Genomic DNA, 26,236 nt, shown 5'->3' with positions numbered 1-26,236 from the left:
TGCTGCCGGTCACCATGGAAAGCGCCGCTTCGGCAGGCCGCACCGGCGATTCGAATGCTTTCCTGGTATCCAGGTGGAGTACCGGGCGACGGATCGTATGCGACCGCCCGCCGTTTCCCACCGAACCGAGGATGATGTGGACAGCACCAACCCGCGGATGACCAAACAGCAGGTGTGCCGCGCCATTCGCGACGACATCATCCGCGGTGTGTTCGCACCGGGTCAGCGACTGACCGAGGACACGCTGGCCGAGAGCTACGGAGTCTCCCGGGTGCCGGTCCGGGAAGCCCTGCGCACACTGGAGGCCGAGGGCTTCGCCTACTCGCGCCCCTACGCCGGCACCTTCGTAGCCGAGCTGACCGAGGACGAGGCGGCCGATCTGCTCGAGATCCGCGCTCTGCTCGAACCGTTGTGCGCGAGCCGGGCCGCACAGCGGCGCAGCCCCGAACAACTCGGCCGGCTCAAAGAACTGACCGCACTGGGGCAGGAATCGGTGCGCTCGGGCCGTCTCGACGATCTGACCAGGCTGAACAGCCGTTTCCACGAGGTACTCGCCGAGGCCTCGGGCAGCAGTCTGCTGGCCGGTCTGATCACCCAGCTCGGCTGGAAGATCGCCTGGGTGTACGCGGTCGAACTCCCGCGCCGCGCCACCGATTCCTGGGACGAGCACGAGCGGATCTGCGCCGCGCTCGAAGCCCGCGACGCCGATCTCGCCCAGCGGCTGGTCACCGAGCATATCGCCCACGCGACCACCGCCTACCGGCTCCGGCACGCCCGCCCGGCACCCTCGGGCGCGGGTTCGTAACCTCGCCGAAGCAATTCGCGGGCCCACCGGAAACACCCGGGTCGTATACAACCGGTGTGACTCTTTCGGCCCCGGAGGTATCCATGGCGAACCCGTCGCCGCTCGACAGCGCGGACCTGCTGCTCCGCAATGCCCGTATCGACGATGCGGCGGCGCCCGTGGATATCGCCGTGCTGGACGGTGTGATCGCGGCGATCGGCCCGGCGCTGCGGGCAACCGCCACCGAGGAGATCGACTGCGCCGGGCGCGTGGTGATACCGGGTCTCGTCGAATCGCATGTCCACCTGGACAAGGCGCTGCTCGACGGCGAACGCGCGAACCCCGACGGCACCCTGGCCGGGGCGATCGCGATCACCGCGGAGCTGAAACGGAGGTTCACACCCGCCGCGATCCGGGACCGTGCCCGCCGTGTACTCGAACAGGCGATCACCCACGGCACCACCGCCATCCGAGCGCACCCGGATGTCGACCCCATCGTCGGTCTGCTGGGCGTGCACACCCTGCTGGAACTGCGGGAGGAGTTCCGCGGCCGGATCGATCTGCAGATCGTGGCCTTTCCGCAGGAGGGGATCTTCCGGGCGCCCGGCACCCTCGGCCTGCTGCGCGAAGGTCTGCGTGACGGCGCCGATGTGATCGGCGGCTGCACCTACAACGAGGATTCCGTCGCCCAGTGCCGGCGCCATATCGATCTCGTCTTCGACCTGGCCGCCGAGTTCGGAGTGCCGGTCGATCTGCACGCCGATTTCGCCGACGACACCGCCGACCCCCGCTTCGCCCTGGCCGACTACATCGCCGAGGTCACCGACCGCACCGGGATGGCGGGCCGGGTGACCATCGGGCACGCGACCTCGCTGGCCGCCCGCCCTCCGGAGGACCGGCGACGGGTCCTTTTCCGGCTCGCCGACGCCGGTGTGGCCGTGGTGCCCCTCCCGGCCACCGATATGTTCCTGGGAGGGCGCGCCGATACCGCGAATATCCGCCGCGGTATCGCACCCGTGCGTGAGCTGTGGGCGGCCGGAGTGCGAACCGCTTACTCCTCCAACAACATCCGCAATGCCTTCACCCCGTACGGCAATGCCGATCTGCTCGATATCGGCCTGTTCCTGGCCCAGACCTCGCATCTGGCCGGTCCCGCCGATCTGACCCGGGTCCTCGGTATGGCCACCTACGAGGCCGCCGCGGTGATCGGGATCGCCGACGACTACGGGTTGCGCGTGGGCGCGGCGGCCGACCTGGTGGTGCTGTCCACCCATCGCGTGGCCGACGCACTGCTGGACCGGCCCGACCGCTGCTATGTCGTGAAAGCGGGCCGGGTCGTCGCGCGGACGACCCGGACCCGGGAACTGCTACCGGCGACCCCGGTGTGACCGCCGGTCAGGCCGCGGCCCGATCGCCCTGGTGGATCAGCGCGTCGATACGGCGCTTGTACTCGTTGAACTCCGGCGCGGTCACCTCCCGCTCCCGGGGCAGATCGATGGTGACCACCTCCCGCACATGTCCAGCCGTACCGTGCGCGGTGCCGCCGGCCATCACCACCACCCGGTCCGACAGGTACACCGCCTCTTCGACGCTATGGGTCACGAACACGACCGTCACGCCGGAATCCCGGTGGATACGGGCGAGTTCGGTCTGCATATCGCCGCGGGTGAGGGCGTCGAGCGCCCCGAAGGGTTCGTCCATCAGCAGCACCGCCGGCCGGTTGGCCAATACCCGCGCGATCGCGACCCGCTGCTGCATACCGCCGGAGAGCTGATGCGGGAACGAATCGCGGACCCGGGTCAGCCCGACGGTCTCCAGGCTGCGGTCGGTGGTCTCGCGGATATCGTCGCGGGTCATCCGGGCCTGTTTCGGACCGTAGGCGATGTTCTCCGCGACGGTCAGCCACGGGAAGAGCCCATAGTCCTGGAATACGACCCCCCGGTCCGGGCCGGGCCCGGTGACCGGCTCCTCGCCCACCGAAACCGCGCCCTGGGAAGCGGTTTCGAACCCGGCGAGAATGCGCAGCAGCGTCGATTTACCGCAACCGCTGGCGCCGACCACGCAGACGAATTCTCCGGCGGCGATATCGAGGTTCACCCGGTCCACCGCGAACCCGGAAGCGCCCGGATAGCGTTTGCCCAGGCCGTCGAGCACGATCCGCGCGGGCCGGTGCGGACGACGGCGAGTGGAGTAGATCTTCATATCATCACCTGGTCCGAGAAGAGTCACGGGAGCAGTGGTCGCCGTCCGGCGACCAGGCGTACGGCGAGCATCATGATCCGGTCGGCCAGGAATCCGGCCAGTCCGATCACGATCATGACGGCGACGATGAGGTCGGTGCGGGACTGTTCACGCGCCTGGGTGATCAGCGCGCCCAGGCCCACCCGGATACCGACCGTCTCCCCGACCACCAGAATCACCCAGGACAGCCCGAGCGCGATCCGCAGCCCGGAGACGATCGTCGGTATCGCGGCCGGTAACACCACCTTGTACAACGTCTGTGCCGACGGTGTGCCGAGCATGGCGGCCGCCTCGAACAACCGGGCCGGGACGGCGCGCACCCCGGCGATGGTGTTGATCAGGATCGAGAACACCGCGGCCAGGAACACCAGGAAAATGGTGGCCCGATCACCGAATCCGATGATCAGCAGTGACAGCGGCGCCCAGGCCGTCACCGGGATCGGACGGATCAGATTGAGTGTCGGTTCGAGCATCCGGTAGACCAGCGGCGAGCGCCCCATCACGATCCCGAGCGGCACCGCCACCGCCGCCGCGATCGCGAAACCCTGCAGCACCCGGACCGTACTCGCGTACAGGTGCAGCCACAGGGTGCCGCTGTAGGAATCGTCGACGATCCCGCCGACCGCCAGATCGGCCAGCCGCCGCGCGACCTCCACCGGAGTCGGCAGGAATTGCATCTGGATCCCGAACGGCAGGGTCCAGCCGCCGCCGACACCGCGGTCCCACAGCAGCAGTACCGCCAGCGGGACCGGCAGCGCCCAGAGGATCGCGACCGCCCGGGCCCGATAGCGGTCGCGCCGCGACGGCGCGTCCGGCGAGCCGTTCCCCGCCGCGGTATCCGGATCCGCCGGCTCGGCCGTCTGCTCGGCCTGGATCCCCAGCGTGGTCATCGCTGCGCGCTCACGGATTCGAGGAATTCGGTGCGGAAGACCTTGCTCATATCCGGGGCGGCGGGCAATTGGTCGAAGTCCACCATCTGCCGGGCCAGTTCGGCCACCCGCTGCCGGTACTCGTCGTCGAGTTCCCAGCGCAGCCGCACATTGTCGATGGCGATATCGGTGACAGCGCGGTCCAGGCCGAAAGTCTCCACCAGTCCGGCAGCCCAGGCCGCGCGGTCACTTTTCATGAAGTCGATGGCGCGGGCGAAGGTCTGCACGGTATCGCGGGCGCGGTCGGGGTGTTCGCCGAGGAAGCGTCCATTACCGCCGAGAATGATATTGGTGGCGCCGATCGGGGTCTCGTAGGGCGAGACGATCTGGTGGGCACCGGCCTGCCGCGCGATCGACACACCCATCTCCGCACTCAGGAAGGCATCGACACGACCGGCGGTATAGGCGCTCGCCATATCGGAGTACGCCAGATTGACCAGCTGCACATCGGTATCGGGGTCCAGGCCGTGCGCACGCAGGGTGAGTTTCAGCGCGATCTCCTGCGAGGAGCCCGCCGGGAACCCGATCCGCTTGCCCCGCAGTTCTTCCGGGGTCCGGATCTGCGGCGATCCGACGAATCCGGATCCGCCGTCGGCCGCCGACGCGATGATCTGCACATCCTGTTCCGCCGCGATACCGGAAAGCATCGCGGGCGCGCCGAGCACTCCCATATCGATGGCGCCCGAGGCGAGCGCGTTCTTGATATCCGGGGAGTTCTCGAACAGCACGATTTCGTAGGTGGTGTGCTCCGGGGCGAACCGCTGCATGAAGTAGGGAGCGTAGAGATGCGGCTGACCGCGCAGCGTCCCGATCCGGATCGCACCGGAATCACCACCGACACTGTCGGGTGTGGCGATACAGCCCGTCAGGCCCGCTATCGCCAGCAGCAGCACCGCGCTGATCGAGAAGATCTGGCGGAGTCGTCGTTTCATGGTCGGTCCTCACTGTGGAGCGATCCTCCGGCCGGTACAGCGACACTGCTGAGTGCGAGGCGGATCAGGGAACGGTCGGTGCCCGAGGCGCCGAGCAGACAGAGGCCGACCGGGATACCGGCTCCGGATCGCAGCGGCACCGTCACCGCGGGCAGACCGGCGATGGAGGCCAGGCAGGTCAGCCGCAGGGTGCGGGCGCGGGCGTGCTCCCAGGCCTGCGGCCCGCCCGCACGCGGCGGTGGCGGGGTCGCGACGGTCGGCAGCAATAGCGCGCGATCACCGATCGTGGACCGCAGGGTTACCATCGCGGCGGCCAGGACCTCGCGCGCGGCGGCCGCCTGTGCGGCGGTAACCGTCGCGGCGAAGGCGAACCGGTCGGCCACCTCGGGTTCCAGCACACCCGGATGGGCAGCGACCCACTCCCCGTGGTTCCTCCAGGCCTCGAACGCCTGGACAATACGGAATGCCACGAGCCAGCTGTCGGCGGGGCGTAGGTCGACCGGTACCGCATCGAGCCGATCCGCGGCCCTCCCGACGACGGCCGCGAGTTCGGGGTCGGCGTACCCGCAGACCGCCGGGTCCACCGCGAAACCGGTGCATGCCGCGGTGTCGGCGCCGAGTACGCAATCCGCGATTTCCGCCAGAGTCGCGCCGTCGCGCGCGAGCCAACCCACGGTGTCGAAGGACTGCGCCAGCGGCAGCAGACCCGAGGTGTCGACCCGGCCGGATGTGGTCCGGATACCCCACAGTCCCTGATAGGCCGCCGGAACCCGGATCGAACCCGCGGTATCGGTCCCCAGACCGATATCGGCTTCGCCGCGGGCCACCGCTACCGCCGGACCGCTGGTGGAACCACCCGGAATCCGGTCGGGCGCGGCCGGATTCACCGGCATTCCGAACCCGCCGTTGCCGCCGGTCAGGCTGTAGGCGAACTCGTCGGTCCGGGCGATACCGCCGACCTGCGCCCCGGCCGACAACAGTCGCGCCACCGCGTCCGCGTGCCGGGGCGCGGCCGGTTGCTCCCGCTGATAGACCGGCACACCGGCGCCGATGGGGAATCCGGCCACCGCGAACAGATCCTTGACCGCCACGATCCGCCCGGACAGCGGCCCCGCCGCGGTCGCGGCCACCAGCGGCGAACCGGTCACCCGCCAGACGCTGGTATCGATTCCGGGTTCAGCGGCGACCCCGGTCATCGCACTCGCTCCAGCACCCGGCGCGCGAAAGCGGTATCGGCGGCCCGGCCGAAATCGGAGCGGCGCACCGCGGCGTGTACCCCGCGGACCTGGTCGACCGCCTGCGAGATCGTGAAATCGGCGGCAGCGCTGAGATACAGGTACGCCTGCCTGGGGTCGGCCTCGAACAGCCCGCTCACCAACTCCACCGCATGCGTCACGCACAATTCCAGTGCGGTGTTCAGATCCGCGTGCAACCCGGTCGGGATCAGCAGCCCGTGGGCCGCGGCGAACGGGCCGATCCGGCCGCCGAACCCACCCGCGATCTCGGCCGCGGGGATCAGATCCAGGGTCAGCCGCGCCCGCAGCGGAGCCTCCAGCGCCGTCAGCGCGACCTCGCCGTCGCCCTGCGCGAAATGCGGATCACCGATGTACAGCAGGGCTTCCGGTACTTGTACCGGAAGGAACAGGGTGGCGCCCGCGGTGAGGAGTTTGACGTCAATATTGCCGCCGTGCGGTCCGGGCGGCACCGAGTTCACCCGGGTCCCGGTATCGGTGGCCACCCCGATGATGCCCAGGAACGGCGCCAGCGGAAATTTCGCGTGCCCGGCATTTCCGGACGTGTCGAGCGGCATCGTGGCGGACCAGTGATCGTCGCCGGGAACGACCCGGCAGAACTGCCCGTAGTCACCGTCGAATCCGGCCCGGCCGCTGAGCACCCCGCGACCGTGCCGGGTGGATACCACCCCGTAGGGCGCGCGCATGGTCAGCGCGTCGATCCGCACCGCGAGCAGATCACCGGGTCGCGCACCGGCGACCGCGATCGGTCCGGTCACGATATGCGGCCCGACTCCGGGTTCGCGGCTCCGCCGCGCGGCCACCGCCACCGCGTCCGCCAGCACATCGGCCCGCTCCACACCGTGATTCCCGAAGTACCGCAGTGGATCCGAACCCTGATCCTCGAGGATGCCCTCGTGGCTGACGGTGTCGATCAGCACGGTGGATCCCGCTGCGACCGTGGCGACGGCGGTATCGGTCCGGCAGGGCAGCCGGCCCCAGAGAACTCGGTCGGGTTCGGCCGGTACGTACACCGTGCCCGGATCGATTCCCATGTCCTGCTGCAGGACCGGGAAGGCCGGGGCCTCTTCCTGCGATGCCAGCGTCGTCACCGAAGCTCCTTATTGGTCCGACCACCTGATGCACCGACCATAGGAGTCGCGACACCCGGTCGCGAGCGGGGCGGCGGAACGTAACGACCGATTTACCGGTCGGCAACACAGCTACCTGAAACGCAGGCCATCGGTAACTTTTCCGAATCATCCCGGCTCGTGGAAAACTTGCGGCGACAAGCGGTGGCCGGCTACGTAGAATCCGCATCGACCACACAGCCCGATATTGGTAGGACCAATTCTGGTCCGGATGCCGTCACCGGGTTCACCAGCCGCGGCCGTCCGGCCGGTACCAGGAGGGCCCGTATGACATTCGCGTCGATCCCACCGATGCGCCGCCACTCGCGCAGCGTGAGCGCCGAGGTAGCCGCCCATCTGGAGAAGCTGATCATCAGCGGCGAACTGCGCGCCGGCGATCGGCTCCCCCCGGAGCGGGAACTCGCCGCGAGTATGAACATTTCGCGGTCATCGTTGCGCGAGGCCATGTTCGAACTGGAATCGAAGAAACTGGTGGAGCGGCGCCAGGGCCGGGGCAGCACTGTCGCCGATATCTCGAAGGGGGCATCCCGGCTGTACGGGAACCTCGCCGATCTGGATGTCGAACTCGGCTATGCCACCGAACTACGCGATCTGGTCGAGCCGCGGATCGCCGAACTCGCCGCGCTGCGTGCCGTGGATTCCAATCTGCTCTCCCTCGACGAGGTGCTGACCCGTTCGCAGGAGACCCTGCCGCCCGAGGAGTCGATGCGTCTCGATATCGAATTCCACACCCTGCTGGCACATGCGGCGCAGAACCCACTGCTGGTCACGCTGTGCACGATGACCACCGAATGGACGCAGCGCACCCGGATGCTCTCCCATCGCACCGCGCTCGGCCGCCGGATCTCCATCCAGGGCCACGAGCTGATCTACCGGGCGGTATCCGAGCACGACGGCCCCACGGCGGCGGCCGCGATGGAGCAGCATCTACGGGAGGTCCGCGAGATCAGCACACCGAACGGCTGAGCCGAGCTGCCCGCGACCGGCCGGCGCCCGCCTGCCGGCGGACCGGATGCCCGCCTGCGATGCTTTTCCCGGCGGCCACGGGTCACTGGGCACAATGGGAGCGGCCCGAGCTGTTCGACCAGGTGGCCGCGACCTTTCCGAACGAGCCGTCGCGGCCCTGAGGAAGGACCCGGGCCCGAAATACCGGCCGGGTCCGCCAGTTCCGGAAAACTGACGAATCGCTGTTCACTTTCCGCTATCGTCGCGATCGCCGGGCGATTGCCCGGCGGGGCCGGTGACGCGGAAGCGACATAGGCCTCATCTCGGCTCGGCAGTCGATATCCGGCTGCTTCGTTCCGTGAAGGAGCATTATGTATCCCGGCGCGCATGTCGATACATTCCCCGATAAACCAGCCATTATCGTCGCCGAGACCGGCGAGACGCTGACCTATCGGGAGCTGGAGGACAATTCCGTCCGGCTCGCCCGGCATCTGCACGCCGCCGGATTGCGCAAGGGTGATCACATCGCATTGCTCTCCGGTAACGACCCGAAGGTGTACGAGGCGTACTGGGCGGCTCTGCGATCGGGGCTTTACATCACTGCGGTGAACCGGCATCTGTCCCCGCCCGAGATCAGCTACATCGTGAACGACTGCGGTGCGCAGGCACTGATCGTCTCGGCCGGACTGCGCGACGCCGCCGAGGCGATCGTCGAGCAGACTCCCGAGGTAGGGATCCGGCTGGCCTTCGGCGGGGCGGTCGAGGGCTACGAGTGTTATGAAGACGCGCTTGCCGCGCAGCCCCCGCAACCGCTACCCGACCAGCCGCGCGGCGCCGATATGCTCTACTCCTCCGGTACCACCGGGCGGCCCAAGGGTATCGAACAGCCGCTGTCGGACCAACAGGTCGGCGATGCGCCCGGCGACCCCTACACCGCCGTCTTCGGACCGCTCTACGGTTTCGACAGCGAATCGATCTACCTGTCCCCCGCCCCGCTCTACCACGCCGCACCGCTGCGTTTCGGCGGTGTCGTACAGGCCCTCGGTGGCACCCTCGTCGTCATGGAGCGGTTCGACGCCGAGCAGGCTCTGGCCGCGATCGAGCGCTACCGGGTCACCCACAGCCAATGGGTTCCCACCATGTTCGTCCGCATGCTGAAACTCGACGAGGCCACCCGCACCCGCTACGACATCTCGAGCCTGAAGGTCGCCGTACACGCCGCCGCTCCCTGCGCCGTCGACGTGAAGCGGGCGATGATCGAGTGGTGGGGCCCGGTGCTGTTCGAGTACTACGCCTCGACCGAGGCCAACGGCGCCACCTTCATCGACAGCGAGCAGTGGCTACGCAAACCGGGCTCGGTGGGTCCCGCCGGTATGGGCTCGATCCGGATCTGCGGGGAGGACGGCGCGGAGCTACCGACCGGCGAAATCGGCACGATATATTTCGAACGCGACGAACTGCCCTTCGCCTACCACAACGACCCGGCGAAAACGCAGCAGGCGATCCACCCGGACCACCCGACCTGGACCACCACCGGCGATATCGGCTACGTCGACAACGACGGTTTCCTGTTCCTCACCGACCGCAAAGCGTTCATGATCATTTCCGGCGGAGTGAACATCTACCCGCAGGAGATCGAGGACGCGCTCGCCCTGCATCCGTTGGTGTTCGATGTCGCGGTGATCGGTATTCCCGACGAGGAGATGGGCGAATCGGTGAAAGCGGTGGTCCAACCGGCGCCGAATGTCGCGCCCGGTCCGGAACTGGCCGCGGGACTGCGTGAATACCTGCGCGAGCGGATCGCCCACTACAAGGTGCCGCGCAGTTTCGACTTCGCCGACGAATTGCCCCGCACCCCGACGGGCAAGCTGGTCAAAGGCAAATTGCGCTCTGTCTAATGGCGGCGCCTTCGGCGCCGCGGGGGCGGGGCCCTATTAACCCCGGTTCTTCACTCCTTCGCTCAGTCGCTGCGCTCCTTCGCTACGTCGCTCCAGAACCGGGGCGGGCCCCGCCTACTGAGGTGGACCATCCGGAGTAGACGGAAGGTGGTGCGGAGGTGCGCCATGGCAGACAGAAGGTGGGTGCGGAGGTGCGTCATGGCAGACAGGAGGTGGGTGCGGAGGTGCGTCACGGCAGACAGAAGGCGGGTGCGGAGGTGCGTCCTGGCCCCCTGGGGAGGTTCGCGACCTTGTAGGTGCTCAATGGTCGCCGACCTCTGGACGGCCGACCGCACATCGCACGCACATCGCACGCGATCGGCCGCGGCGCTCGTTCGCTCCACAACCGGGGCGGGCGATAGGTTGCGGAGGTGGCACACGCGATCACCGCATTGATATTGCCCGGCCCGTACCACGCCGATGTGGTCGACAAGTGGGATCTGGTACCGGTACCTCTGGGCGGCGACCTGACGCTGTTTCATCTGACGCACTACTACGCGGCGTATCGGCAGAAGCTGCTCGGGGTCGAAGGACATTTCGAACTCGCCCCGAGCGCGCGTGAACTGTTGTTCCCGACCGAGAACGTGATCGGTGTGCTGGCGGCGGAGCTCTCGGCCCGATCCGAGGCGACTTTCGCGTTGGTGGTTACGGACTACTTCGCAGGCGCAGGAGGCCAGGGGGCTGTCGTATCGATCGATGGTGGACCCATACGTCCGGTAGCGGACATCAATGGCGCTCTGCGCGTTCTGGGGGTCGCGGCGAGAGAGGGCCTGGACGAGTTCGACACGGTCGGCCTGGGCGACCAACGATCGACACCCGACTACCTGGATCGCTACGTAGATCTCTGCGACGAGCTCGGTGTTTGACGAGTCAGCGGTGCTGACCTGGGATGTTTGTCGCGCTGCTGCCGGGAAATACCGCGGCCGGGAGGGCTGTGCGATGACCGACGATGTGGAGAAGCGCTGGTCCGACGACGGAAACTTCCGCCGGGCGGTGCGCTACGTGCTTGCCGTGCTCGTGCTCGCGGCGCTGGTTTGCGCGGTCGCCGCGATCTGGGCGGCGACCGGGCGGTGCCGCGACGCCGACGCGCTGCTGTGCGATACGGCCGCCCAGACCGCAATCCTGTTCGGACCCGGGCTCGTACTGATCGCGGGCGGCGTCGGCGCCTTCGTGGAGACGATCCGGGTCTGGCGGCGGGAAGGTCCCTGGCCCATCTGGCAGGGGGCCGGCTGGTTCCTCTTCCTGATCATGCTCTTCTACCTGGGAATCGGCGCGAGTACGGTACCCGCGGGCTGACGGGCGGTCCCCATCGGCCCGGGCGCCCCCGTGCCGGCGGGACCAACCGCCCGGTAGCGCTGCTAACTCACCTGTACCTGTGGCAGACTTTCGAGGAATGCTCGGACTACGGCCGCTCGACGACCGTGCGCGGAAGGTGATGCGGGAATTGAGATCGCGATGGACCTGATCGCCATCGAGGGCCGGGTGGCCGCAGACCGGATCGCGGCGCGTGACCGGACACCGGCGGCGGAGCTCCAGCTCGCCACCAGCCTGTGTGAGCTCGCCTCGGGCTATCTGGCCACCCAGACCGACGGTTCGGTGCGCAACCGGGTGGCCGGCGCGTTGGAGCCCGCGCAGGAAGCGGTGATGATCCGGCTGCGCTGGTTCACCTCCGGTCATGTGTCGGCGATCTTCGCCAACGAGGTCCAGGACACGCTGCGGCTGCTGGAACAGGCCGCGCGCGCCATCGGCCATCGCGAACTCGCCACCGCCACCATCCGCGACGCCTGCAACGCCTACACCCGGGTGGCGCACGAATATCCCAATGTGGCGGGAGTCTGCGCGGACGGTCTGTCGAAATGCGGTGTGTGGCTGTGCCGGCTGGACCCGGGCGCGGCCGTGGTCGCCACCGACGAGGCAGTCCGGATCCGCGCCGGCCTGTTCCAGGCCGATGCCGAGCAGTCCCGGAAATACCTCGCCACCCTGAACACCCTGCTGCGCACCCTCATGGTGGGCCGCCAGCGGAAGCAGGCGGTGGCCATGTATCGCGAACGCTATACCGCGCTCACCACCCCGGCCATGGCATCGCAACTGCGGAACCTCAAGCTCGAGGAGATCGGTTTCACCAGCAAAACGCAGTCCGCGCTGCGGAAGCTGGAATGCCGGACCCTCGAACGCGCCGGTTACCTGACCCAGCAGCAGATCCTGTATCAAAGCGCGGGAGATCTGGCCACGATCGAGGAGATCAACTGGCAGCTCGCGCTGGTCGGGCTGAAACCGCTGGTCGCCGGGGCGATGCCGGACCAACCGGCCAAACCGGTGGAGATCGGCTCCTCGTTCGGCGCGTTGAGCGTGCTGTGCTCGGCGCCCGACGCGCTGGAGCAGGTGCGCGACGCGATCGTCGCCGCCTATACGGCGGCCGGTGCCGAACCGGTGGATATCAACACCGCCTACGGAGTGGACAAGGCGCACTGGGGTACTCGCGATCCGCAGCTCAACGCCGCCGCCGAACTCGGTGAGGACATCGTGCTGGTCGAGCGGAGGTCGGGCAGCTGGATCGCGGTCGAGAGCCTCAAATGGGAGCTCACCCCGGTCGCGAAGAACCCACTGGCGCTGGCTCTTTCGCAGCATTGGCCGGTGATGAGTGTGACCAGCACGGAGAACCTGGCCTACGAGTTGTGCTGGTACGAGCAGGGCGCGGCCACGCAATACGCCGCACTCGGCCGGCCCGCCGAACCGGTCGCCCTGGATACTCCGCTGGCGCCGTTGGACTTCGGCAAACTCGCCGACTACGGCGCGGATTACGCCTCGGAGACCCAGATCCGCTCCGCGTTCGGTAACGCCACCATGTTCGCCAAGCTCACCGAGCTCCCGGCCAGCGGTATCCGGCAGGCCGCCGAGGCCCAGCCGCTGGCCGGATACGGCGAGCGGGTGCTGTGTTTCCGCGTCGCCGGCGCGAAACGTACGGCTGTTACGCGCGGGTAGCGCCCCGATCGCGCGAGGTCCGCGAATAAACCGTAACGACCCGGCTTCGAATCCCGAAAAGAATGCCTGGTGAGAGTAGTAGTTTTCGAGACTGAAACGTACTACTTTCGCTAATGTCTGGGACAAGCATGACGCATTGCCGGGAGAACCGCAGTGCCGGGATAGTTGGGCGGTGAGCCGGACCGATGAGGGCGTTCGCGCGCATCCCCGGGAACGAGTTGATCTACTGTGTCCAAGCGGCTGCCGCTCCCCGAATTCGCATCGACATTCCGTTCCAGACCGAGCCGAACGCGCGGCCGCGTCGGTATTCGGACACGTCTACTCGCGATCGTTCTCATCACCAGCGTCGCCCTGCTGTCCATCGGGGTCGGCGCGGCGGCATACCTGGTGAACTCCAGCCGCCAGGCCCAGGAATGGGCCGATCTGGCCAGTAGCACAACCACTCCCGCCATCCTGATGGTGCAGGCCCTCCAAGAGGAACGGCGGCTGTCGCTGCTGTATATGGCGGGCGATAGCGGCATACCGGCCGCGCTCCTGGACGCTCGCAAACGCTCGGATATCGCGCTCGCCGAGCTCACCGCCAAAGGCGATGCCGCCCAGCGGCTCAATCCCGACGGCGGTACCGGCCAGCTGGAGGGCTATCGCAAACTCTTCGATGCCGTCCCGAATCTGCGCACAGCCATCGACGCGCGTGCGATTGCGCGCGAAGAGGCATTCGGGTTCTTCAGTTCGGTCATCGAGACCATCATCGGGGGCTCGGTCCTGGCGGCCCGGGTCGCGCCGGACGCCGGTGTCGGTATCGCGCTCAACTACGGTGTCGAGCCCTTACGGGCCGCTGAGGCACTGTCGAAGGCCGACACCCTGGGCGCCGTCGCGTTGACCCTCGGCGAGTTCACCCATGTACAGCTGCTCGAATTCAACCGGCAGGTCGGCGAATTCCGTGGCGAGGTCGCCTATTCCGCCACGGTGCTGGCGGGGCCCCGCCTGGCCCAGTTGCAGACTCTCACCGCCTCGCCGGCCTGGCACCAGCTGACCGCCGTGCAGGACGCCGTCATGCTGCGCGGCCCGGTCACCCCCGAGGATCCGGAGACCGGTAGCTCCACGAGCGAGCGCGACGGGACCGGTACCGGTTCCGGCTACAGCACCTCCGACGAATCCACGGACTCCGATACACCCGCCCTGCCGTTGACCGTCGCCGACTGGCAGCGGGCATCCGGCGAGGTGGTTGCCGCCCTGCTGAAGCTCTGGGAGGGCCAGAGCGCCGACGCCCATGCCATCGGTCGCGCCCAGGGCGCCGATACCGCCAACCGATCGCTGGCCGGCGGCGCCGCGGTGCTGCTGTTCACCGGGTTGGCCTTCCTCACCGCGCTCGTGCTGGCCAACCGCTTCATCGCCCGGATGCGCCGCTTGCGTGACGACACCCTGGAGCTCGCCGACAAGCGGTTGCCCGACATCATGCACCGGCTGGATCAGGGCGAGAAGGTCGATTCGGCCGCCGAAGTCGCGCGGCTGGACTTCGGTACCGACGAACTCGGTGAAGTGGCCGACGCGTTCAACCGGGCCCAGGTGGCCGCCGTCTCGGCCGCGGTGGCCGAGGCGCAGACACGCGCCGGTTTCCATACGGTCTTCCTCAATATCGCCCACCGCAACCAGCTCGCCGTACACCGCCAGCTCTCCTTGCTGGACAAGGCCGAGCGCCAAGAGGAGAACGCCGACCAGCTCGAACTGCTCTTCGAGCTCGACCATCTCGCCACCCGCGCCCGGCGCCACGCGGAGAACCTGATCGTGCTCGGTGGTGAACAGTCGGGCCGCCGGTGGCGCAACCCGGTTCCGCTGTGGGAACTCATCCGCGGCGCGGTCGCGGAGAGCCTGGACTACACCAGGATCCACACCGGACGCGTACCCGATGTCCTCATCGCGGGCAAGGCCGTGGCCGACCTGATCCATCTGCTCGCGGAGCTGATGGACAACGCCACCGCGTTCTCGCCGCCGGAATCCCAGGTCGAGGTCTCGGCGACGGTCGTCGGCAAGGGTGTGGCGGTCGAGGTCGCGGATCAGGGCCTGGGGATGACCGAGGAGGAGACGGCCGAGCGCAACAGTCTGCTGGCCGAACCGCCGGACTTCGGGGTCGCGGCACTCACCGGCGATACCCGCCTCGGTCTGTTCGTGGTCGCCACATTGGCCGCCCGTCACGGTGTCACGGTGCGCTTGACCGATTCGGTCTACGGCGGAATCAAGGCGATCGCGCTGATCCCGACCGCGCTCATCGAGTCCGGGGGCCCGCAGCGCCCCGCCCGTCCGGCCCTCGAACCCGCTGCGGCCCCGGTACCGGCGGCGGTGGTGCCCGGCGCCCCTGCCGGTGGGCCGTCCGGCCGGTCCGGCGAACCCGCACCGCATATATCCGCGGGTGCGCATCCGATGGGCGTGATCTCGAAACCACGGCCGGACGAAGGCTCTCGCCCGGCGTTGCCGCGCCGGCAGCGGCAGTCCGCCGAGGCCGATACCGGAGTGATCCCGATCGTCGACCTGCCCCGTGCCCGCACTCCCGAGCAGTCCCGGAACCTGTTGTCCGCCATCGAAGGCGGCACCCGATCCGGCCGCCGGCCCGACGACGGCTCCTCCACAACCGATCGCACTCGAGAAGAAGGCACCGATGACGACTCCTCCGCGCACTGATCTGAGCTGGCTGCTGGAAGAACTGGTGAGCGGATTGCCGAACGCCGAATCCGCGGTCCTGCTCTCCACCGACGGGCTGTTGATGGGACATTCGGAGCGCTTGGAAAGGACCGAGGCCGAGCGGTTCGCCGCGATGGCCTCGGCATTCCACAGCCTGGCCCGCAGCGCCGGCAGCCATTTCGACGCCGGCGGCGTATGCCAGACCGTGGTGGAACTCGATCGCGCGGTGCTGTTCGTCACCGCCGCCGGTGGTAACGCCTGCCTGGCATTGCTGGCCGCCGAATCCGCGAATATGGGTATGGTGGCTTTCGAGATGAACCGAACTGTGCAGCGGGTCGGCAGCCATCTGGCCGTCGACTCGCGCCCGCAGCGCAGCGGTGCGAGACAGCCGTGACCGGGCCGCGCGGACCCTGGGAAGAGGAGGAAGCCGGTCCGGTCGCACGGCTCTACGCGATGACCGGCGGCCGGGGTCGCACCGCGCGAACCGAACTCACCCTGGACACCATGGTGGTCGATATCGGGGCCGGGTTCGCCCCGCGGCGAACCGAACCCGAGTACATCGGCATCATCCGGTTCTGCCGGGTGCCCCAATCGGTGGCGGAGGTCTCGGCACAGCTCCGGATCCCGCTCGCGATGACCAAAGTCCTCGTCGGCGATCTCATCGACGACGGCCGGTTGGCCGTACGCGCTCCGTTCGAGACCACTGATGCCACATCCGATCTCGGTTTGTTGCAAACCATCGCGAACAGTCTGCGGGGAGGCCGAGACCGGGTCACCTGATCGAACAAGCCCTGGATACCGGCACTTTCCCCGGCCATCGAGTCGTCCGATGGGTGCGATTTCGCCGGTCTTTGTAGCAACAGTCACACCTATGCCCGGAAGTCCATACGGTGAGACCGGTCTCCGGTCTGCGCCCAGCTTTCGCTATGGTCTGGACGAAAGCTGATGCATTGCCGGGCAATGGCAATGCCGAGAACATTGGGTGATGCGCCGGTCACCACGTGTCGTACTGGCGTATGCCCGGGAACGGGTTGATCTATCGTGGCTGTTCGGCGGCTTCTGCCCGAATCACTGGTCAGGGCATTCCGGTCCGGCAGAGACGCGACTCGGGGTCGGATGGGCATTCGCGCCCGGCTGCTCTCGATCGTGCTGATCACCAGTGTCACCCTGGTGATCGTCGGCGTCGGCGCCGCCGGGTATCTGGTCAAATCCAGTCTGACCGCCACGGTGTGGGCCAATCTGATCAGCGGCACCACGACCCCGGTGATCTCGATGGTGCAGTCCTTCGAGGAGGAGCGGCGGCTGTCGCTGCTGTATCTGGCCGGCGATCCGGATGCCGCGAACATTCTGGTGGACGCGCGGCAGCGATCCGATACCGCGCTGGCCGCCGTCATCGCCAAGGGTGAGGCCGCTCAGCGCCTCAACCCCGACGGATCGGCCGCCGAGCTGGAAACCTTCCGGCCGCTCTACAACCGGGTCCCCGGCGTACGCACCGCGATCGACGCGCGTGCCATGCCCCACACCGAAGCCTTCGAGTTCTTCAGCACCGTCGTCGGCACCATCTTCAAGGCTTCGATGGTGGCGGCCCGGGTGGCACCCGACGCCGGTCTCGGTATCGCACTCGGCTACGGCGTCGAGCCGCTGCGGGCCGCCGAGGCACTATCGCAGGCCGATACCCTCGGCGCTGTCGCCCTCACCCGCGGCGAGCTGACCCATGAACAACTCTTCGAATTCACCCGTTACACCGGTGAAGTCCGGTCCCAGGTGGCCTATTCGGCCACGGTACTGACCGGTCCGCGACTCGCACAGCTGCAGGCCATCACGGATTCCCCGGACTGGCGCCAGGTGATCGCCATGCAGGACGCGGTGGTCTTGCGCGGCCCCGTCATCGCCGCCGAGACCGACGGTACCTCCGAATACGGCGACGAATACGAGCAGTCCGCGCAAGCCGAGACAGCGCCCTTGCCGATGACCGTGCCCGCATGGCAGGAAGCCTCCGTCCGGGTCAGTTCGGCCCTGCTGAGCCTGTGGGAGAGCCAGAGTCGCGATGCCCATGCCATCGCGCGCGCGGAGGGCACCGATACCGCCGGAATATCGCTGATCGGTGGGGTCGTGGTGCTGATCGTCACGGCGGTAGCGCTGCTGGCCGCGCTCATCGGAGCGAACCGGTTCATCGCCCGGATGCGCCGCCTGCGCGACGACACCCTGGAACTCGCCGACCAGCGCCTGCCCGATCTCATGCGCCGCCTCGACGACGGTGCCGAGATCGATACCGCCGCCGAGGTCGCGCATCTGGACTTCGGTACCGACGAACTCGGCGAAGTGGCCGACGCGTTCAACCGCGCGCAGGTCGCCGCGGTTTCCGCGGCGGTGGCAGAGGCCAAGACCCGGGCCGGATTCCGGACCGTGTTCCTCAATATCGCCCACCGCAACCAGCTCGCCGTGCACCGCCAGCTCGCCCTGCTGGACAAGGCCGAACGCCAAGAGGAGAACGCCGACCAGCTCGAACTGCTCTTCGAACTCGACCATCTCGCCACCCGCGCCCGGCGCCACGCCGAAAACCTCATCGTCCTCGGCGGCGAACAGCCGGGCCGCCGGTGGCGCAAACCTGTTCCCCTGTGGGATCTCATCCGGGGAGCCGCGGCGGAGAGCCAGGACTACACCCGCATCCACACCGGTCAGATCCCGGATCTGAGTATCGCCGGCCAGGCCACCGCCGACCTCATCCATCTACTCGCCGAGTTGATGGAGAACGCCACGGCGTTCTCGCCCCCGGAGGCCCACGTCGAGGTTTCGGCCGCCGTCGTCGGCCGCGGCGTGGCGGTCGAGGTCGCCGACCGCGGACTGGGAATGTCGGCGGACGAGATCACCGATCGCAACCACCTGCTGGCCCAGCCGCCGGACTTCGGAGTCACCGCCCTGACCGGGGAAACCCGGCTGGGCCTGTTCGTGGTCGCCACCCTGGCGGCCCGTCACGGTGCCTCGGTGCGGCTGGCGGAATCGGTCTACGGCGGGATCAAGGCGGTTGTGCTGATCCCGGCCGCGCTCATCGAATCCGCGAACTCCCCCGAACCGCCCGCCGCCCCCGCGTACACGGTGGCGCCGAGTCCCGCGCCGCCGGAAACCGCCCCGGCCACCGGGGGCGTCACCCCGCGGCCGCGGTCCACCTCCGGACCCGCCCAGCAGGTCACCGCCGCGGCACCCGGCGGAACTCGTCCCGCGCTCCCGCGCCGGCAGCGGCAGCAGGCCGACCCCGAACCCGCGGAAACCCCGGTCGCCGAGGAAACCCCTCGTACGCGCACACCGGAACAGGCTCGCAATCTGATGGCCGCCATCGAGGGCGGCACCCGGTCCGGACGTCACCCGCGTCCCGATCCGGGCACGGCCGATCGAACCCGACAGGAAGGCAACGATGACAACTCCTCCGCGCACTGATCTGAGCTGGCTGCTGGAAGAACTGGTGAGCGGATTGCCGAACGCCGAATCCGCGGTCCTGCTCTCCACCGACGGGCTGTTGATGGGACATTCGGAGCGCTTGGAAAGGACCGAGGCCGAGCGGTTCGCCGCGATGGCCTCGGCATTCCACAGCCTGGCCCGCAGCGCCGGCAGCCATTTCGACGCCGGCGGCGTATGCCAGACCGTGGTGGAACTCGATCGCGCCGTGCTGTTCGTCACCGCCGCCGGTGGTAACACCTGCCTGGCATTGCTGGCCGCCGAATCCGCGAATATGGGTATGGTGGCTTTCGAGATGAACCGAACTGTGCAGCGGGTCGGCAGCCATCTGGCCGTCGACTCGCGCCCGCACCCGAGCGGCGCGCCGCAGCCATGAGCGGGCCGCACGACGACGGCTGGGACGAGGAGGACGCCGGTCCCGTCGTACGCCTCTACGCGCTGACCCGTGGTCGCGGCCGTACCTCACGCACCGACCTCACCCTCGACACCATGGTGGTGGACGCGTCGCCAGGACTCGCTTCCAGGCGGCCCGAACCCGAATACGTCGATATCGTGCGCCTGTGCCGGGTCGCGCAATCGGTCGCGGAGGTATCGGCGCAACTACGGATTCCGCTCGCGCTGACCAAGATCCTCCTCGGCGATCTGGTCGACGACGGCCGGATCCTGGTCCGCGCTCCGGCCGAGACCAGCGATACCGCCGATCTCGGCCTGCTCCGTTCCATCGCGAACAGTCTGCGCGGCGGCTGATTCCGGGACGGCTCAGGTCAGCCGGGCGACCAGCCGCTTGGCGTTCATATGGGCGATCGCCTCGATCGACACCATCGGGTTGACGCCCGAGGAGGTAGGGAAGCAGGACGCGTCGGCGACGACGACGTTCTTCACCTCCCAGGTGGCGCCGTCGGGGTCGGTCGCCGAGAGTTCCGGCGATCCCCCCATCCGAGCCGAACCCATGATGTGCAGGGCGCCGAGCGCGCACTGTCCCGGCCCGTAGCCCGCGGCACGGGCGGCGGCGGCGAACTCCGCGTGCGAGCCCCGCGCACCCGGCTCGTAGGAGATACCGGCCTGGTGGCCGGAGAAGATACGCCGCGCGCCCGCGGCTTCGAGAATGCTCGCCGCGCCCTCGATCCCGGTGTGCAGATGACCGGCGTCGTAATCGGAGATGCGGTAGTCGACGGTGGGCCGGCCGTCACGGTCCACCTTCACCTCTCCGGAATCACGGTCGCGGGTGATGATGCCGATGGCGTTCGAGCGCCCGAATTCCAGCATATTGGTGCGGTGGTTATCGGCCCCGCGCCAGCTCATGAACCCGGTGGACAGGCCCGGATGCAGGGGGCCGGTCTCGTAGATGACGCCGTAGCCGTTGCCGTCGAGGTCCGCGTGACGCCGGCAGATACGGGTCTGCAACCCACCCTCCCACGGCCGGATCTCCTCGTCGAACACCCCGAACACCGCCGCCGCCGGATGCAGCCGTAGATACCGGCCGATGTTCTTGTTCCCCAGCCCGGACCGTTTCAGCAGCGCCGGGGTCTGGATCGCGCCCGCTGCCACCACCACCGCGCGCGCCCGGATCTCGAACTCGATCCCCGTGGCGGTGCGCGCCGCCACCGATTCGGCCTTCCCGCCCCGCACTTCGATCCGGCCTACATCGGCGTCCACGATCAACCGCGCGCCTCGTGCGGCGGCATCGGCCAGCCAGGTCTTGGTGACCGACTGTTTCGCCCCCACCCGGCAGCCGTTACCGCACCGGCCGCATTCCACCCCGGCATCGCAGGCATCGGTCACATTGCGCGGCAACGGATCCACCGCCCAGCCCAGGGCGCTCGCACCGCGTTCCAGCACACCGTCGCGCGCCGAGAGGATCGAGCGGCGTTCGTTCACCCCGAGCCGGCGCACCACCGCGTCCAGCGATTCGGTGAACTCCGCCTCCCGGAACTGATGGGCGCCCGCCTCGGCCCATTCGTCGCGCACACCGTCCGGTGTCGGCAACGAGGTACTCCAGTTGACCACCGTGCCCCCACCGAGGCAGGTGCCCGCGACCAGCGTGATCTGCCCCTCTGCCGAAGCCGACGGCCCCGGCGCGTACAACTGCTGCAGGCCCGCGAGTTCGCCCGCGCCGAAATCCTTGTCGTCGTAATAACCGCCGCGTTCGACGACGATCACATCGAGCCCCGCTTCGGCGAGCACGGCGGCCGCCGTCCCGCCACCCGCACCCGAACCGACGATCACGACATCACAGGTGAGCGTGCCCGGTTCGGTGATCCGCTGCGGGGACAGCGCGGGCTGCGGCGCGGTCGGCAACGGTCCGGGTGGGCCCGGGTAGCCGATCTCCTTCCACAGCGGATGGAACCCGGTGGGCCCCGGGGTGACGTTGTAGGCCAGCAGCGAGGCCTGTTTGAGTGCCTGGAAGACCGCCCGGACCGCGCCGATCCCGGAGTCGCCGAGCCGCAGCAACGCCCGCTCCCGTTCGGCCTGCGACAGCTTCGAGAACCGCCGCGGCCCCCGGCCGGTGAGCAGCCCGGTCACCGGGGAATCCCAGATATCGAGCAGCATCGCCAGCTGCTTACCCTCGGACTCCCGGGGATTGCGCCCCAGCAGTTCGAATACGGTATCCACAGCACCGATTTCGGTCGCCGACGGCAACGTGAGACCGTCCCCCGGCACGAACGTATCGCAGATCGTCCCGAGCGCGGCACGTTGCTTGGCAGTCGCCTTCATACCCATCCGCCTTTCAGATTGCCGAAGTTCTATCACGGCGCGCGAATCCTCGCTTACAAAAAGGCATAAAATTCAGTGTAAATAGGGAAAACTCGCCAGAACAACGATTCACATCAAGCGAAGATCCGTCAATGAACTCTTCGCCGTTGAGGGTGTAGCGCGAGAAGGTTCGAGCTGTTGAATGTGAGTCGTCAGGTGGTGTGAATGTCGTAGTGTTCGCGGTTGGCGAGCACCTCGGTCATGTGCGTCTGGGCCCAGCTTCTGATGCCGCGCGTCATGTGGTGGAGCGAGAGGCCGAGATCGGTCAACTCATAGGAGACCGTGACCGGGACAGTCGGCGTCACGGTGCGGGCGAGTAGGCCGTCACGTTCCAGTGACCGCAGTGTCTGGGTCAGCATCTTCTGGCTGACCCCGGCAAGGAGACGAGAGATCTCGGAGTAGCGCATCGCCTTGGGCGCGTCTGCTGTACCGGGAACGGGCGAGGCGTCGCCGCCGAGCGCGCAGAGGATCAGGACGACCCATTTGTCCGAGATTCGGTCGAGCAGCCGGCGGCTGGGACATACCGCCAGGAATGCGTTGTACTCCATCTTGGCCTGCGCCTTCTTCTGAGCCGCCGTCGTCGTCACGGATCGCACCTTTCTCCTTCGGGTGGGTTACGCACTCCGAGGTGCCTACTTCCTCACAGGAAGTTACTCTCCAATACTGGTGCAGGGAGGGTGGACAGCGCCATCCCCGAGCGAACTACGAAGGGCACCAGTTTGAGCACATCCTCCACATCTCTTCCCGGCGGCACCTGGACCCTCGGCGACCTGACAGTCACCCGGTTCGGCTACGGCGCCATGCAGCTCGCCGGGCCGTGGGTCATGGGGCCGCCCGCTGATCGCGACGGTGCGCTGGCCGTATTGCGCGAAGCAGTCGACCTGGGGATCACCCACATCGACACCAGTGACGCCTACGGGCCGCGTATCACCAACGAGTTGATCCGAGAGGCGCTCCACCCCTATCCCGGGTCGCTGCGCATCGTGACCAAGGTGGGCGCCAACCGTGACGCACAGGGTGGCTGGCCTACAGCCCGGCGACCCGAAGACCTACGCAAGCAGGTCCATGAGAACCTTCAGGCGCTCGGGGTCGAGGTGCTCGACCTGGTCAACATGCGCTCGGGCAACGCCGAGGGCCCGCAATCCGGTTCGCTCGCCGAGTCGTTCGCGACTCTCGTCGAGCTCCAGCAAGAGGGCCTGATCCGCCACCTAGGGGTCAGCAACGTCACTACGGAGCAGGTCGCCGAAGCACAGACCATCGCCCCGATCGTGTGCGTGCAGAACATGTACAACCTCGCCCACCGCCACGACGACGAGCTCATCGACCGGCTCGCCATCGAGGGCGTCGCGTATGTGCCGTTCTTCCCCCTCGGAGGCTTCAGCCCGTTGCAGTCCTCGGCGCTCTCGGCAGTCGCCGGTCGCTTGGGGGCGACGTCGATGTCGGTCGCGCTGGCCTGGCTGTTGCAGCGTTCCCCGAACATTCTGCTCATCCCCGGCACGTCGAAGGTGGCGCATCTGCGTGAGAACGTCGCAGGCGCCGGCCTTTCTCTCACTTCTGAGGACTTGGCAGAGCTGGACGGCATCAGCGACTGAATCACGACGAGCGCCCCGGAACGAACGAGCCGAGATGGCCGGTCCGGTCCGATTCCCGATCCGGACACAAGCGCGAGGTCGCCGAGGTGCTGCGCCGCGGCGGGGTCCGCGGGCCGGCGGACGGATCGGTCCGGTATGTACGAGAGCGCACATCAGAAGAGCGTCATGGGCTCGGCCTCGGCCGGGTCCGGCAGGAGCGCGAGTTCGGGTACGAGAGTGCGGACCTCGTCGTGGAAGCGGCGCGCGAGGTCCCGGGAGGACGCGTTGTCCGGCGTGTGCAGGAACACCGTCGGCGACCGGCCCTCGCGCAGCCATTCGGCCGTCTGCTCGACCCAGGTCCGCCACCCCTCGACCGTGGCCTCGCTGTCGTCGCGACCGTGATAGCGGACGATCGGTGCGCCGGTGAGTGCCTTCACCCGACGCGGCAGCCGGGGCTTCTTGGACCGGGCCTCGAATTCGGCCGGGCTCGCCGCGGGCGCGGCGAACAACACGGTCGTATCGAAGGGCACCCATTCGGCGCCGACCCGGCCCAGCACCCGCTCGAGTTGCGCCGCCGCGCTCTCGTCGGTGAAGAACTCCGGATGCCGCACCTCCACCGCCAGCGGCAACCCCGCGGGCAGCCCCCGGAAGAACATCGCCAGCGCGCCCAGATCCGCCGGTCCGAACGAGGACGGCAATTGCGCCCACAGCGCGTGCATTCGCGACCCGAGCGGTTCCATGGTGTCCAGGAACTGCCGCAGTTCGGTGTCCACCCCGGAAAGGCGGCGCTCATGGGTGACGGTCTTGGGCAGTTTGATCACGAACCGGAAATCGGGATCGGTCTGGTTCGCCCAGTTCTCGACCGTGCGCCGAGCCGGGACCGCGTAGAACGTCGTATTCCCCTCCACCGCGTTGCACCACTGCGCGTAGCCGCGCAGTTTGTCGCCGCTGACCGGCCACGCGGTATGCGTCCACATGGCACAGCCGACATGGAGCCGCGTACTCAACGCTTCAGCCCGTGCATCCCCGCCACGACCTTCTCGATCACCGATGCCGGCAGCAGCCGCCGCAGCAGGAAAACGATCGGCGCCCGGCTACCCCTGGCGTACAGCGGTTTCGGCTTACCCGCCTCGATCGCCCGCAGCACGGTTTCAGCCACCTGCTCCGGCGAGATCCCGGCCTTCTCGTTGCGGTCCAGCCGCGTGATCATGGTCCGGAAATCCGCCCCGTACACCGAGTCCTCAGCGATGTACTTGGTACGCCGCTCCCCGATCCCGGTCGCGATGGACCCCGGTTCGACCGTGCTGATCCACACACCGAACGGCGCCGTCTCCAGCCGTGCCGCATCCGCGAACCCCTTGATCGCCGCCTTCGCCGCCACATACGACGACCGATACGCCAGCGGGAAACTCGCCAGCATCGACCCGACCATGATGATCCGCCCGTAACCCCGCTCCCGCATCGCCGGTAGCACCAGCTGCGCAAGCCGCACGGCCCCGAAAACGTTCAGCTGGAACAGCCGCTCGATCGCCGCGATCGGCAGCTCCTCGATGGGCCCGGACTGGCTCTCCCCCGCGTTGTTGACCAGCACATCCACCGGACCCAGCTCGGCACCGAACTGCTCGATACCGGCCTGATCGGTCAGGTCGAGGGCCCGATACTCGATCCCCGCCACCCGCGCCGAGTCCGCGATCGTGTCCGGGTTCCGGCTGGTCCCGATCACCCGATATCCACGCTGCACCAGCAGCGCGGCAGTCGCGCGCCCGATCCCCGAGGACGCTCCGGTCACCAGCGCGGTCTTGGTCATACGACACCCATCCTCGACGATCCGTGGTCACCCGGGTGGTGCAGCCACCCGATTCGCCAATCTAACGGACATGTCCCCGGGGCGGGAGAGAGTGTCGGCGGGCCGCATCAGCGTCCAGTTCATCCGATCGACTCGGGTCGGGTCCGTCCTCCGGCAGAGCCGAAGCCGCACCCCTCGACGTAGGCCGTGGCACCGCAGCCCGTTCAGCAGGCCGGGTGGCGACTCCGTACATCGGCGAAGGAGCGACACCCGACGTCCGCTGCGGCGGCTGTGTACCCGGCCGGAATTCCGCAACCCCGGTCAGCCCGGTTCGGTATCGGGCGGGCCGTGGTACTCGACGTCCAGATGATCGACAGGGAGCCCCTGTCTCGCCAGCTGTCCACGACCTGGCGGGTGAACCGCCGAGCGGGCCCGTAATGGGTGCTGTGATCGGAAACGAGGACGACGCGCCCACCGGCCGCGCTGATCTCCCCGGCACCCGCGACCGGAGCACCTGCGAGAAGGCTGGAATGATGGAACTCGCCGAGCAGGTGGTACGGCGAAGCGTAGAACCACCCGTACTCGTCCATCACGAAGACGGCCCGACCACCCTGCGGCGTCCACAGCGTGCGCGTATGCGTCGTATCCAAGGGCCGCTGCTCACCGGTGTAGAGCAAACCGTCGTGGGCGAACAATCGATAAGGGTCGCGTTCCTCGACCCTCAGGTACCGCACGAACTTGTCACCCCCTTGCCGGTTCCCCGGGAGGTGCTCACCGCGGAACTCGGGTCGCAGCGGGGTGGTTGCGTACAAGGGGTGATCGGATCCACAGGGCCCGGGCCAGATTGTCAACGTGCTGTCCTC

24 protein-coding genes are annotated in these 26,236 nt (G+C 68.0%); 14 read left to right on the top strand and 10 right to left on the bottom strand.

Annotated elements, in window-relative coordinates; genetic code table 11:
- Nucleotides 1–136 precede the first annotated feature (136 nt).
- Both IEY68_RS26575 and IEY68_RS26570 read left to right on the top strand, forming a co-directional pair.
- The gene (locus IEY68_RS26575) at nt 137–805 is read left to right on the top strand and encodes a GntR family transcriptional regulator (protein WP_199804943.1); all 669 of its coding nucleotides are present in this window, start codon (nt 137–139) and stop codon (nt 803–805) included.
- A gap of 83 nt (nt 806–888) precedes the next feature.
- Nucleotides 889–2,172 (top strand): amidohydrolase family protein, encoded by a 1,284-nt coding sequence (locus IEY68_RS26570; protein ID WP_058855156.1) that lies wholly within the window; start codon nt 889–891, stop codon nt 2,170–2,172.
- Nucleotides 2,173–2,179: 7 nt separating this feature from the next.
- Here IEY68_RS26570 and IEY68_RS26565 read toward each other — a convergent pair whose 3' ends face one another.
- Genes IEY68_RS26565 through IEY68_RS26545 form a run of 5 tightly spaced genes read right to left on the bottom strand, consistent with a single transcriptional unit; the run spans nt 2,180 to nt 7,230 of the window.
- Nucleotides 2,180–2,986 (bottom strand): ABC transporter ATP-binding protein, encoded by an 807-nt coding sequence (locus tag IEY68_RS26565; protein WP_058855155.1) that lies wholly within the window; start codon nt 2,984–2,986, stop codon nt 2,180–2,182.
- Between the two features lie 23 nt (nt 2,987–3,009).
- Nucleotides 3,010–3,915, bottom strand: a complete 906-nt coding sequence (locus IEY68_RS26560) for an ABC transporter permease (RefSeq protein WP_082681379.1) — start codon at nt 3,913–3,915, stop codon at nt 3,010–3,012.
- Entirely contained in the window at nt 3,912–4,886 is a 975-nt protein-coding gene (locus IEY68_RS26555) for an ABC transporter substrate-binding protein (RefSeq protein ID WP_058855154.1), read from the bottom strand. The genes IEY68_RS26560 and IEY68_RS26555 overlap by 4 nt, the downstream gene beginning before the upstream one ends.
- Nucleotides 4,883–6,082 (bottom strand): amidase family protein, encoded by a 1,200-nt coding sequence (locus IEY68_RS26550; protein ID WP_058855153.1) that lies wholly within the window; start codon nt 6,080–6,082, stop codon nt 4,883–4,885. Before IEY68_RS26550 ends, IEY68_RS26555 begins: the two co-directional genes overlap by 4 nt.
- Nucleotides 6,079–7,230 carry an acetamidase/formamidase family protein gene (locus IEY68_RS26545; protein WP_058855152.1) on the bottom strand — a complete coding sequence of 384 codons (1,152 nt, stop codon included), beginning with the start codon at nt 7,228–7,230 and terminating at the stop codon, nt 6,079–6,081. The genes IEY68_RS26550 and IEY68_RS26545 overlap by 4 nt, the downstream gene beginning before the upstream one ends.
- Before the next feature lie 306 nt (nt 7,231–7,536).
- Between IEY68_RS26545 and IEY68_RS26540 the strand changes: the two genes are divergently transcribed.
- The 11 genes from IEY68_RS26540 to IEY68_RS26490 all read left to right on the top strand — a co-directional run bounded on the left by IEY68_RS26540 (nt 7,537) and on the right by IEY68_RS26490 (nt 20,009).
- Complete coding sequence (locus IEY68_RS26540; RefSeq protein WP_058855151.1) at nt 7,537–8,235, top strand: FadR/GntR family transcriptional regulator; 699 nt, start codon at nt 7,537–7,539, stop codon at nt 8,233–8,235.
- Between the two features lie 350 nt (nt 8,236–8,585).
- The gene (locus IEY68_RS26535; RefSeq protein WP_062999203.1) at nt 8,586–10,112 is read left to right on the top strand and encodes an acyl-CoA synthetase; all 1,527 of its coding nucleotides are present in this window, start codon (nt 8,586–8,588) and stop codon (nt 10,110–10,112) included.
- Between the two features lie 410 nt (nt 10,113–10,522).
- Nucleotides 10,523–11,017 carry a hypothetical protein gene (locus IEY68_RS26530; protein ID WP_058855150.1) on the top strand — a complete coding sequence of 165 codons (495 nt, stop codon included), beginning with the start codon at nt 10,523–10,525 and terminating at the stop codon, nt 11,015–11,017.
- Nucleotides 11,018–11,090: 73 nt separating this feature from the next.
- Entirely contained in the window at nt 11,091–11,447 is a 357-nt protein-coding gene (locus IEY68_RS26525) for a hypothetical protein (RefSeq protein WP_058855149.1), read from the top strand.
- A 159-nt stretch (nt 11,448–11,606) separates the two neighbouring features.
- On the top strand, nt 11,607–13,133 hold the full coding sequence (locus IEY68_RS26520; RefSeq protein WP_058855148.1) for a hypothetical protein: 1,527 nt from the start codon (nt 11,607–11,609) through the stop codon (nt 13,131–13,133).
- A 228-nt stretch (nt 13,134–13,361) separates the two neighbouring features.
- Complete coding sequence (locus IEY68_RS26515; RefSeq protein ID WP_229719019.1) at nt 13,362–15,809, top strand: sensor histidine kinase; 2,448 nt, start codon at nt 13,362–13,364, stop codon at nt 15,807–15,809.
- Entirely contained in the window at nt 15,787–16,203 is a 417-nt protein-coding gene (locus tag IEY68_RS26510) for a roadblock/LC7 domain-containing protein (protein ID WP_062999226.1), read from the top strand. Before IEY68_RS26515 ends, IEY68_RS26510 begins: the two co-directional genes overlap by 23 nt.
- Nucleotides 16,200–16,589 carry a DUF742 domain-containing protein gene (locus IEY68_RS26505; protein ID WP_058852907.1) on the top strand — a complete coding sequence of 130 codons (390 nt, stop codon included), beginning with the start codon at nt 16,200–16,202 and terminating at the stop codon, nt 16,587–16,589. The genes IEY68_RS26510 and IEY68_RS26505 overlap by 4 nt, the downstream gene beginning before the upstream one ends.
- A gap of 336 nt (nt 16,590–16,925) precedes the next feature.
- Complete coding sequence (locus IEY68_RS26500) at nt 16,926–19,244, top strand: nitrate- and nitrite sensing domain-containing protein (protein ID WP_058852906.1); 2,319 nt, start codon at nt 16,926–16,928, stop codon at nt 19,242–19,244.
- The gene (locus IEY68_RS26495; protein WP_062999228.1) at nt 19,222–19,638 is read left to right on the top strand and encodes a roadblock/LC7 domain-containing protein; all 417 of its coding nucleotides are present in this window, start codon (nt 19,222–19,224) and stop codon (nt 19,636–19,638) included. Before IEY68_RS26500 ends, IEY68_RS26495 begins: the two co-directional genes overlap by 23 nt.
- A complete protein-coding gene (locus IEY68_RS26490; protein ID WP_058855076.1) occupies nt 19,635–20,009 on the top strand; it encodes a DUF742 domain-containing protein in 375 nt (124 codons plus the stop codon). The genes IEY68_RS26495 and IEY68_RS26490 overlap by 4 nt, the downstream gene beginning before the upstream one ends.
- Before the next feature lie 12 nt (nt 20,010–20,021).
- Here the strand turns inward: IEY68_RS26490 and IEY68_RS26485 are convergent, their stop codons facing one another.
- Nucleotides 20,022–21,977 carry a GMC family oxidoreductase gene (locus IEY68_RS26485; RefSeq protein ID WP_058855139.1) on the bottom strand — a complete coding sequence of 652 codons (1,956 nt, stop codon included), beginning with the start codon at nt 21,975–21,977 and terminating at the stop codon, nt 20,022–20,024.
- Between the two features lie 191 nt (nt 21,978–22,168).
- Nucleotides 22,169–22,564, bottom strand: coding sequence for a winged helix-turn-helix transcriptional regulator (locus tag IEY68_RS26480; RefSeq protein ID WP_058855140.1), 396 nt, complete (start codon nt 22,562–22,564; stop codon nt 22,169–22,171).
- Nucleotides 22,565–22,735: 171 nt separating this feature from the next.
- On the opposite strand from IEY68_RS26480, the gene IEY68_RS26475 reads away from it, so the two are divergent.
- Entirely contained in the window at nt 22,736–23,608 is an 873-nt protein-coding gene (locus IEY68_RS26475) for an aldo/keto reductase family oxidoreductase (protein WP_058855141.1), read from the top strand.
- Between the two features lie 152 nt (nt 23,609–23,760).
- On the opposite strand, the gene IEY68_RS26470 is transcribed toward IEY68_RS26475, so the two are convergent.
- The 3 genes from IEY68_RS26470 to IEY68_RS26460 all read right to left on the bottom strand — a co-directional run bounded on the left by IEY68_RS26470 (nt 23,761) and on the right by IEY68_RS26460 (nt 26,107).
- Nucleotides 23,761–24,594, bottom strand: coding sequence for a DUF72 domain-containing protein (locus tag IEY68_RS26470; RefSeq protein ID WP_229719018.1), 834 nt, complete (start codon nt 24,592–24,594; stop codon nt 23,761–23,763).
- The gene (locus tag IEY68_RS26465) at nt 24,591–25,394 is read right to left on the bottom strand and encodes an SDR family oxidoreductase (RefSeq protein WP_058855078.1); all 804 of its coding nucleotides are present in this window, start codon (nt 25,392–25,394) and stop codon (nt 24,591–24,593) included. Before IEY68_RS26465 ends, IEY68_RS26470 begins: the two co-directional genes overlap by 4 nt.
- A gap of 203 nt (nt 25,395–25,597) precedes the next feature.
- Nucleotides 25,598–26,107, bottom strand: a complete 510-nt coding sequence (locus tag IEY68_RS26460) for an IQM protein middle domain-containing protein (RefSeq protein WP_156426203.1) — start codon at nt 26,105–26,107, stop codon at nt 25,598–25,600.
- Between the last annotated feature and the right edge of the window lie 129 nt (nt 26,108–26,236).

It is taken from the genome of Nocardia jinanensis, from assembly GCF_014645735.1.
GTDB lineage: Bacteria > Actinomycetota > Actinomycetes > Mycobacteriales > Mycobacteriaceae > Nocardia > Nocardia jinanensis.
Note: the sequence above shows the minus strand (reverse complement) of the source record. Positions and strands in the feature narration are given on the sequence as shown.

Excerpts from the sequence above, each read along its gene's own strand:
- IEY68_RS26570 (WP_058855156.1), top strand. The coding sequence starts at position 889 with ATGGCGAACCCGTCGCCGCTCGACAGCGCGGACCTGCTGCTCCGCAAT.
- IEY68_RS26565 (WP_058855155.1), bottom strand. The coding sequence starts at position 2,986 with ATGAAGATCTACTCCACTCGCCGTCGTCCGCACCGGCCCGCGCGGATC.
- IEY68_RS26560 (WP_082681379.1), bottom strand. The coding sequence starts at position 3,915 with ATGACCACGCTGGGGATCCAGGCCGAGCAGACGGCCGAGCCGGCGGAT.
- IEY68_RS26555 (WP_058855154.1), bottom strand. The coding sequence starts at position 4,886 with ATGAAACGACGACTCCGCCAGATCTTCTCGATCAGCGCGGTGCTGCTG.
- IEY68_RS26550 (WP_058855153.1), bottom strand. The coding sequence starts at position 6,082 with ATGACCGGGGTCGCCGCTGAACCCGGAATCGATACCAGCGTCTGGCGG.
- IEY68_RS26540 (WP_058855151.1), top strand. The coding sequence starts at position 7,537 with ATGACATTCGCGTCGATCCCACCGATGCGCCGCCACTCGCGCAGCGTG.
- IEY68_RS26535 (WP_062999203.1), top strand. The coding sequence starts at position 8,586 with ATGTATCCCGGCGCGCATGTCGATACATTCCCCGATAAACCAGCCATT.
- IEY68_RS26525 (WP_058855149.1), top strand. The coding sequence starts at position 11,091 with ATGACCGACGATGTGGAGAAGCGCTGGTCCGACGACGGAAACTTCCGC.
- IEY68_RS26520 (WP_058855148.1), top strand. The coding sequence starts at position 11,607 with ATGGACCTGATCGCCATCGAGGGCCGGGTGGCCGCAGACCGGATCGCG.
- IEY68_RS26510 (WP_062999226.1), top strand. The coding sequence starts at position 15,787 with ATGACGACTCCTCCGCGCACTGATCTGAGCTGGCTGCTGGAAGAACTG.
- IEY68_RS26500 (WP_058852906.1), top strand. The coding sequence starts at position 16,926 with ATGGGCATTCGCGCCCGGCTGCTCTCGATCGTGCTGATCACCAGTGTC.
- IEY68_RS26495 (WP_062999228.1), top strand. The coding sequence starts at position 19,222 with ATGACAACTCCTCCGCGCACTGATCTGAGCTGGCTGCTGGAAGAACTG.
- IEY68_RS26490 (WP_058855076.1), top strand. The coding sequence starts at position 19,635 with ATGAGCGGGCCGCACGACGACGGCTGGGACGAGGAGGACGCCGGTCCC.
- IEY68_RS26485 (WP_058855139.1), bottom strand. The coding sequence starts at position 21,977 with ATGAAGGCGACTGCCAAGCAACGTGCCGCGCTCGGGACGATCTGCGAT.
- IEY68_RS26480 (WP_058855140.1), bottom strand. The coding sequence starts at position 22,564 with ATGGAGTACAACGCATTCCTGGCGGTATGTCCCAGCCGCCGGCTGCTC.
- IEY68_RS26465 (WP_058855078.1), bottom strand. The coding sequence starts at position 25,394 with ATGACCAAGACCGCGCTGGTGACCGGAGCGTCCTCGGGGATCGGGCGC.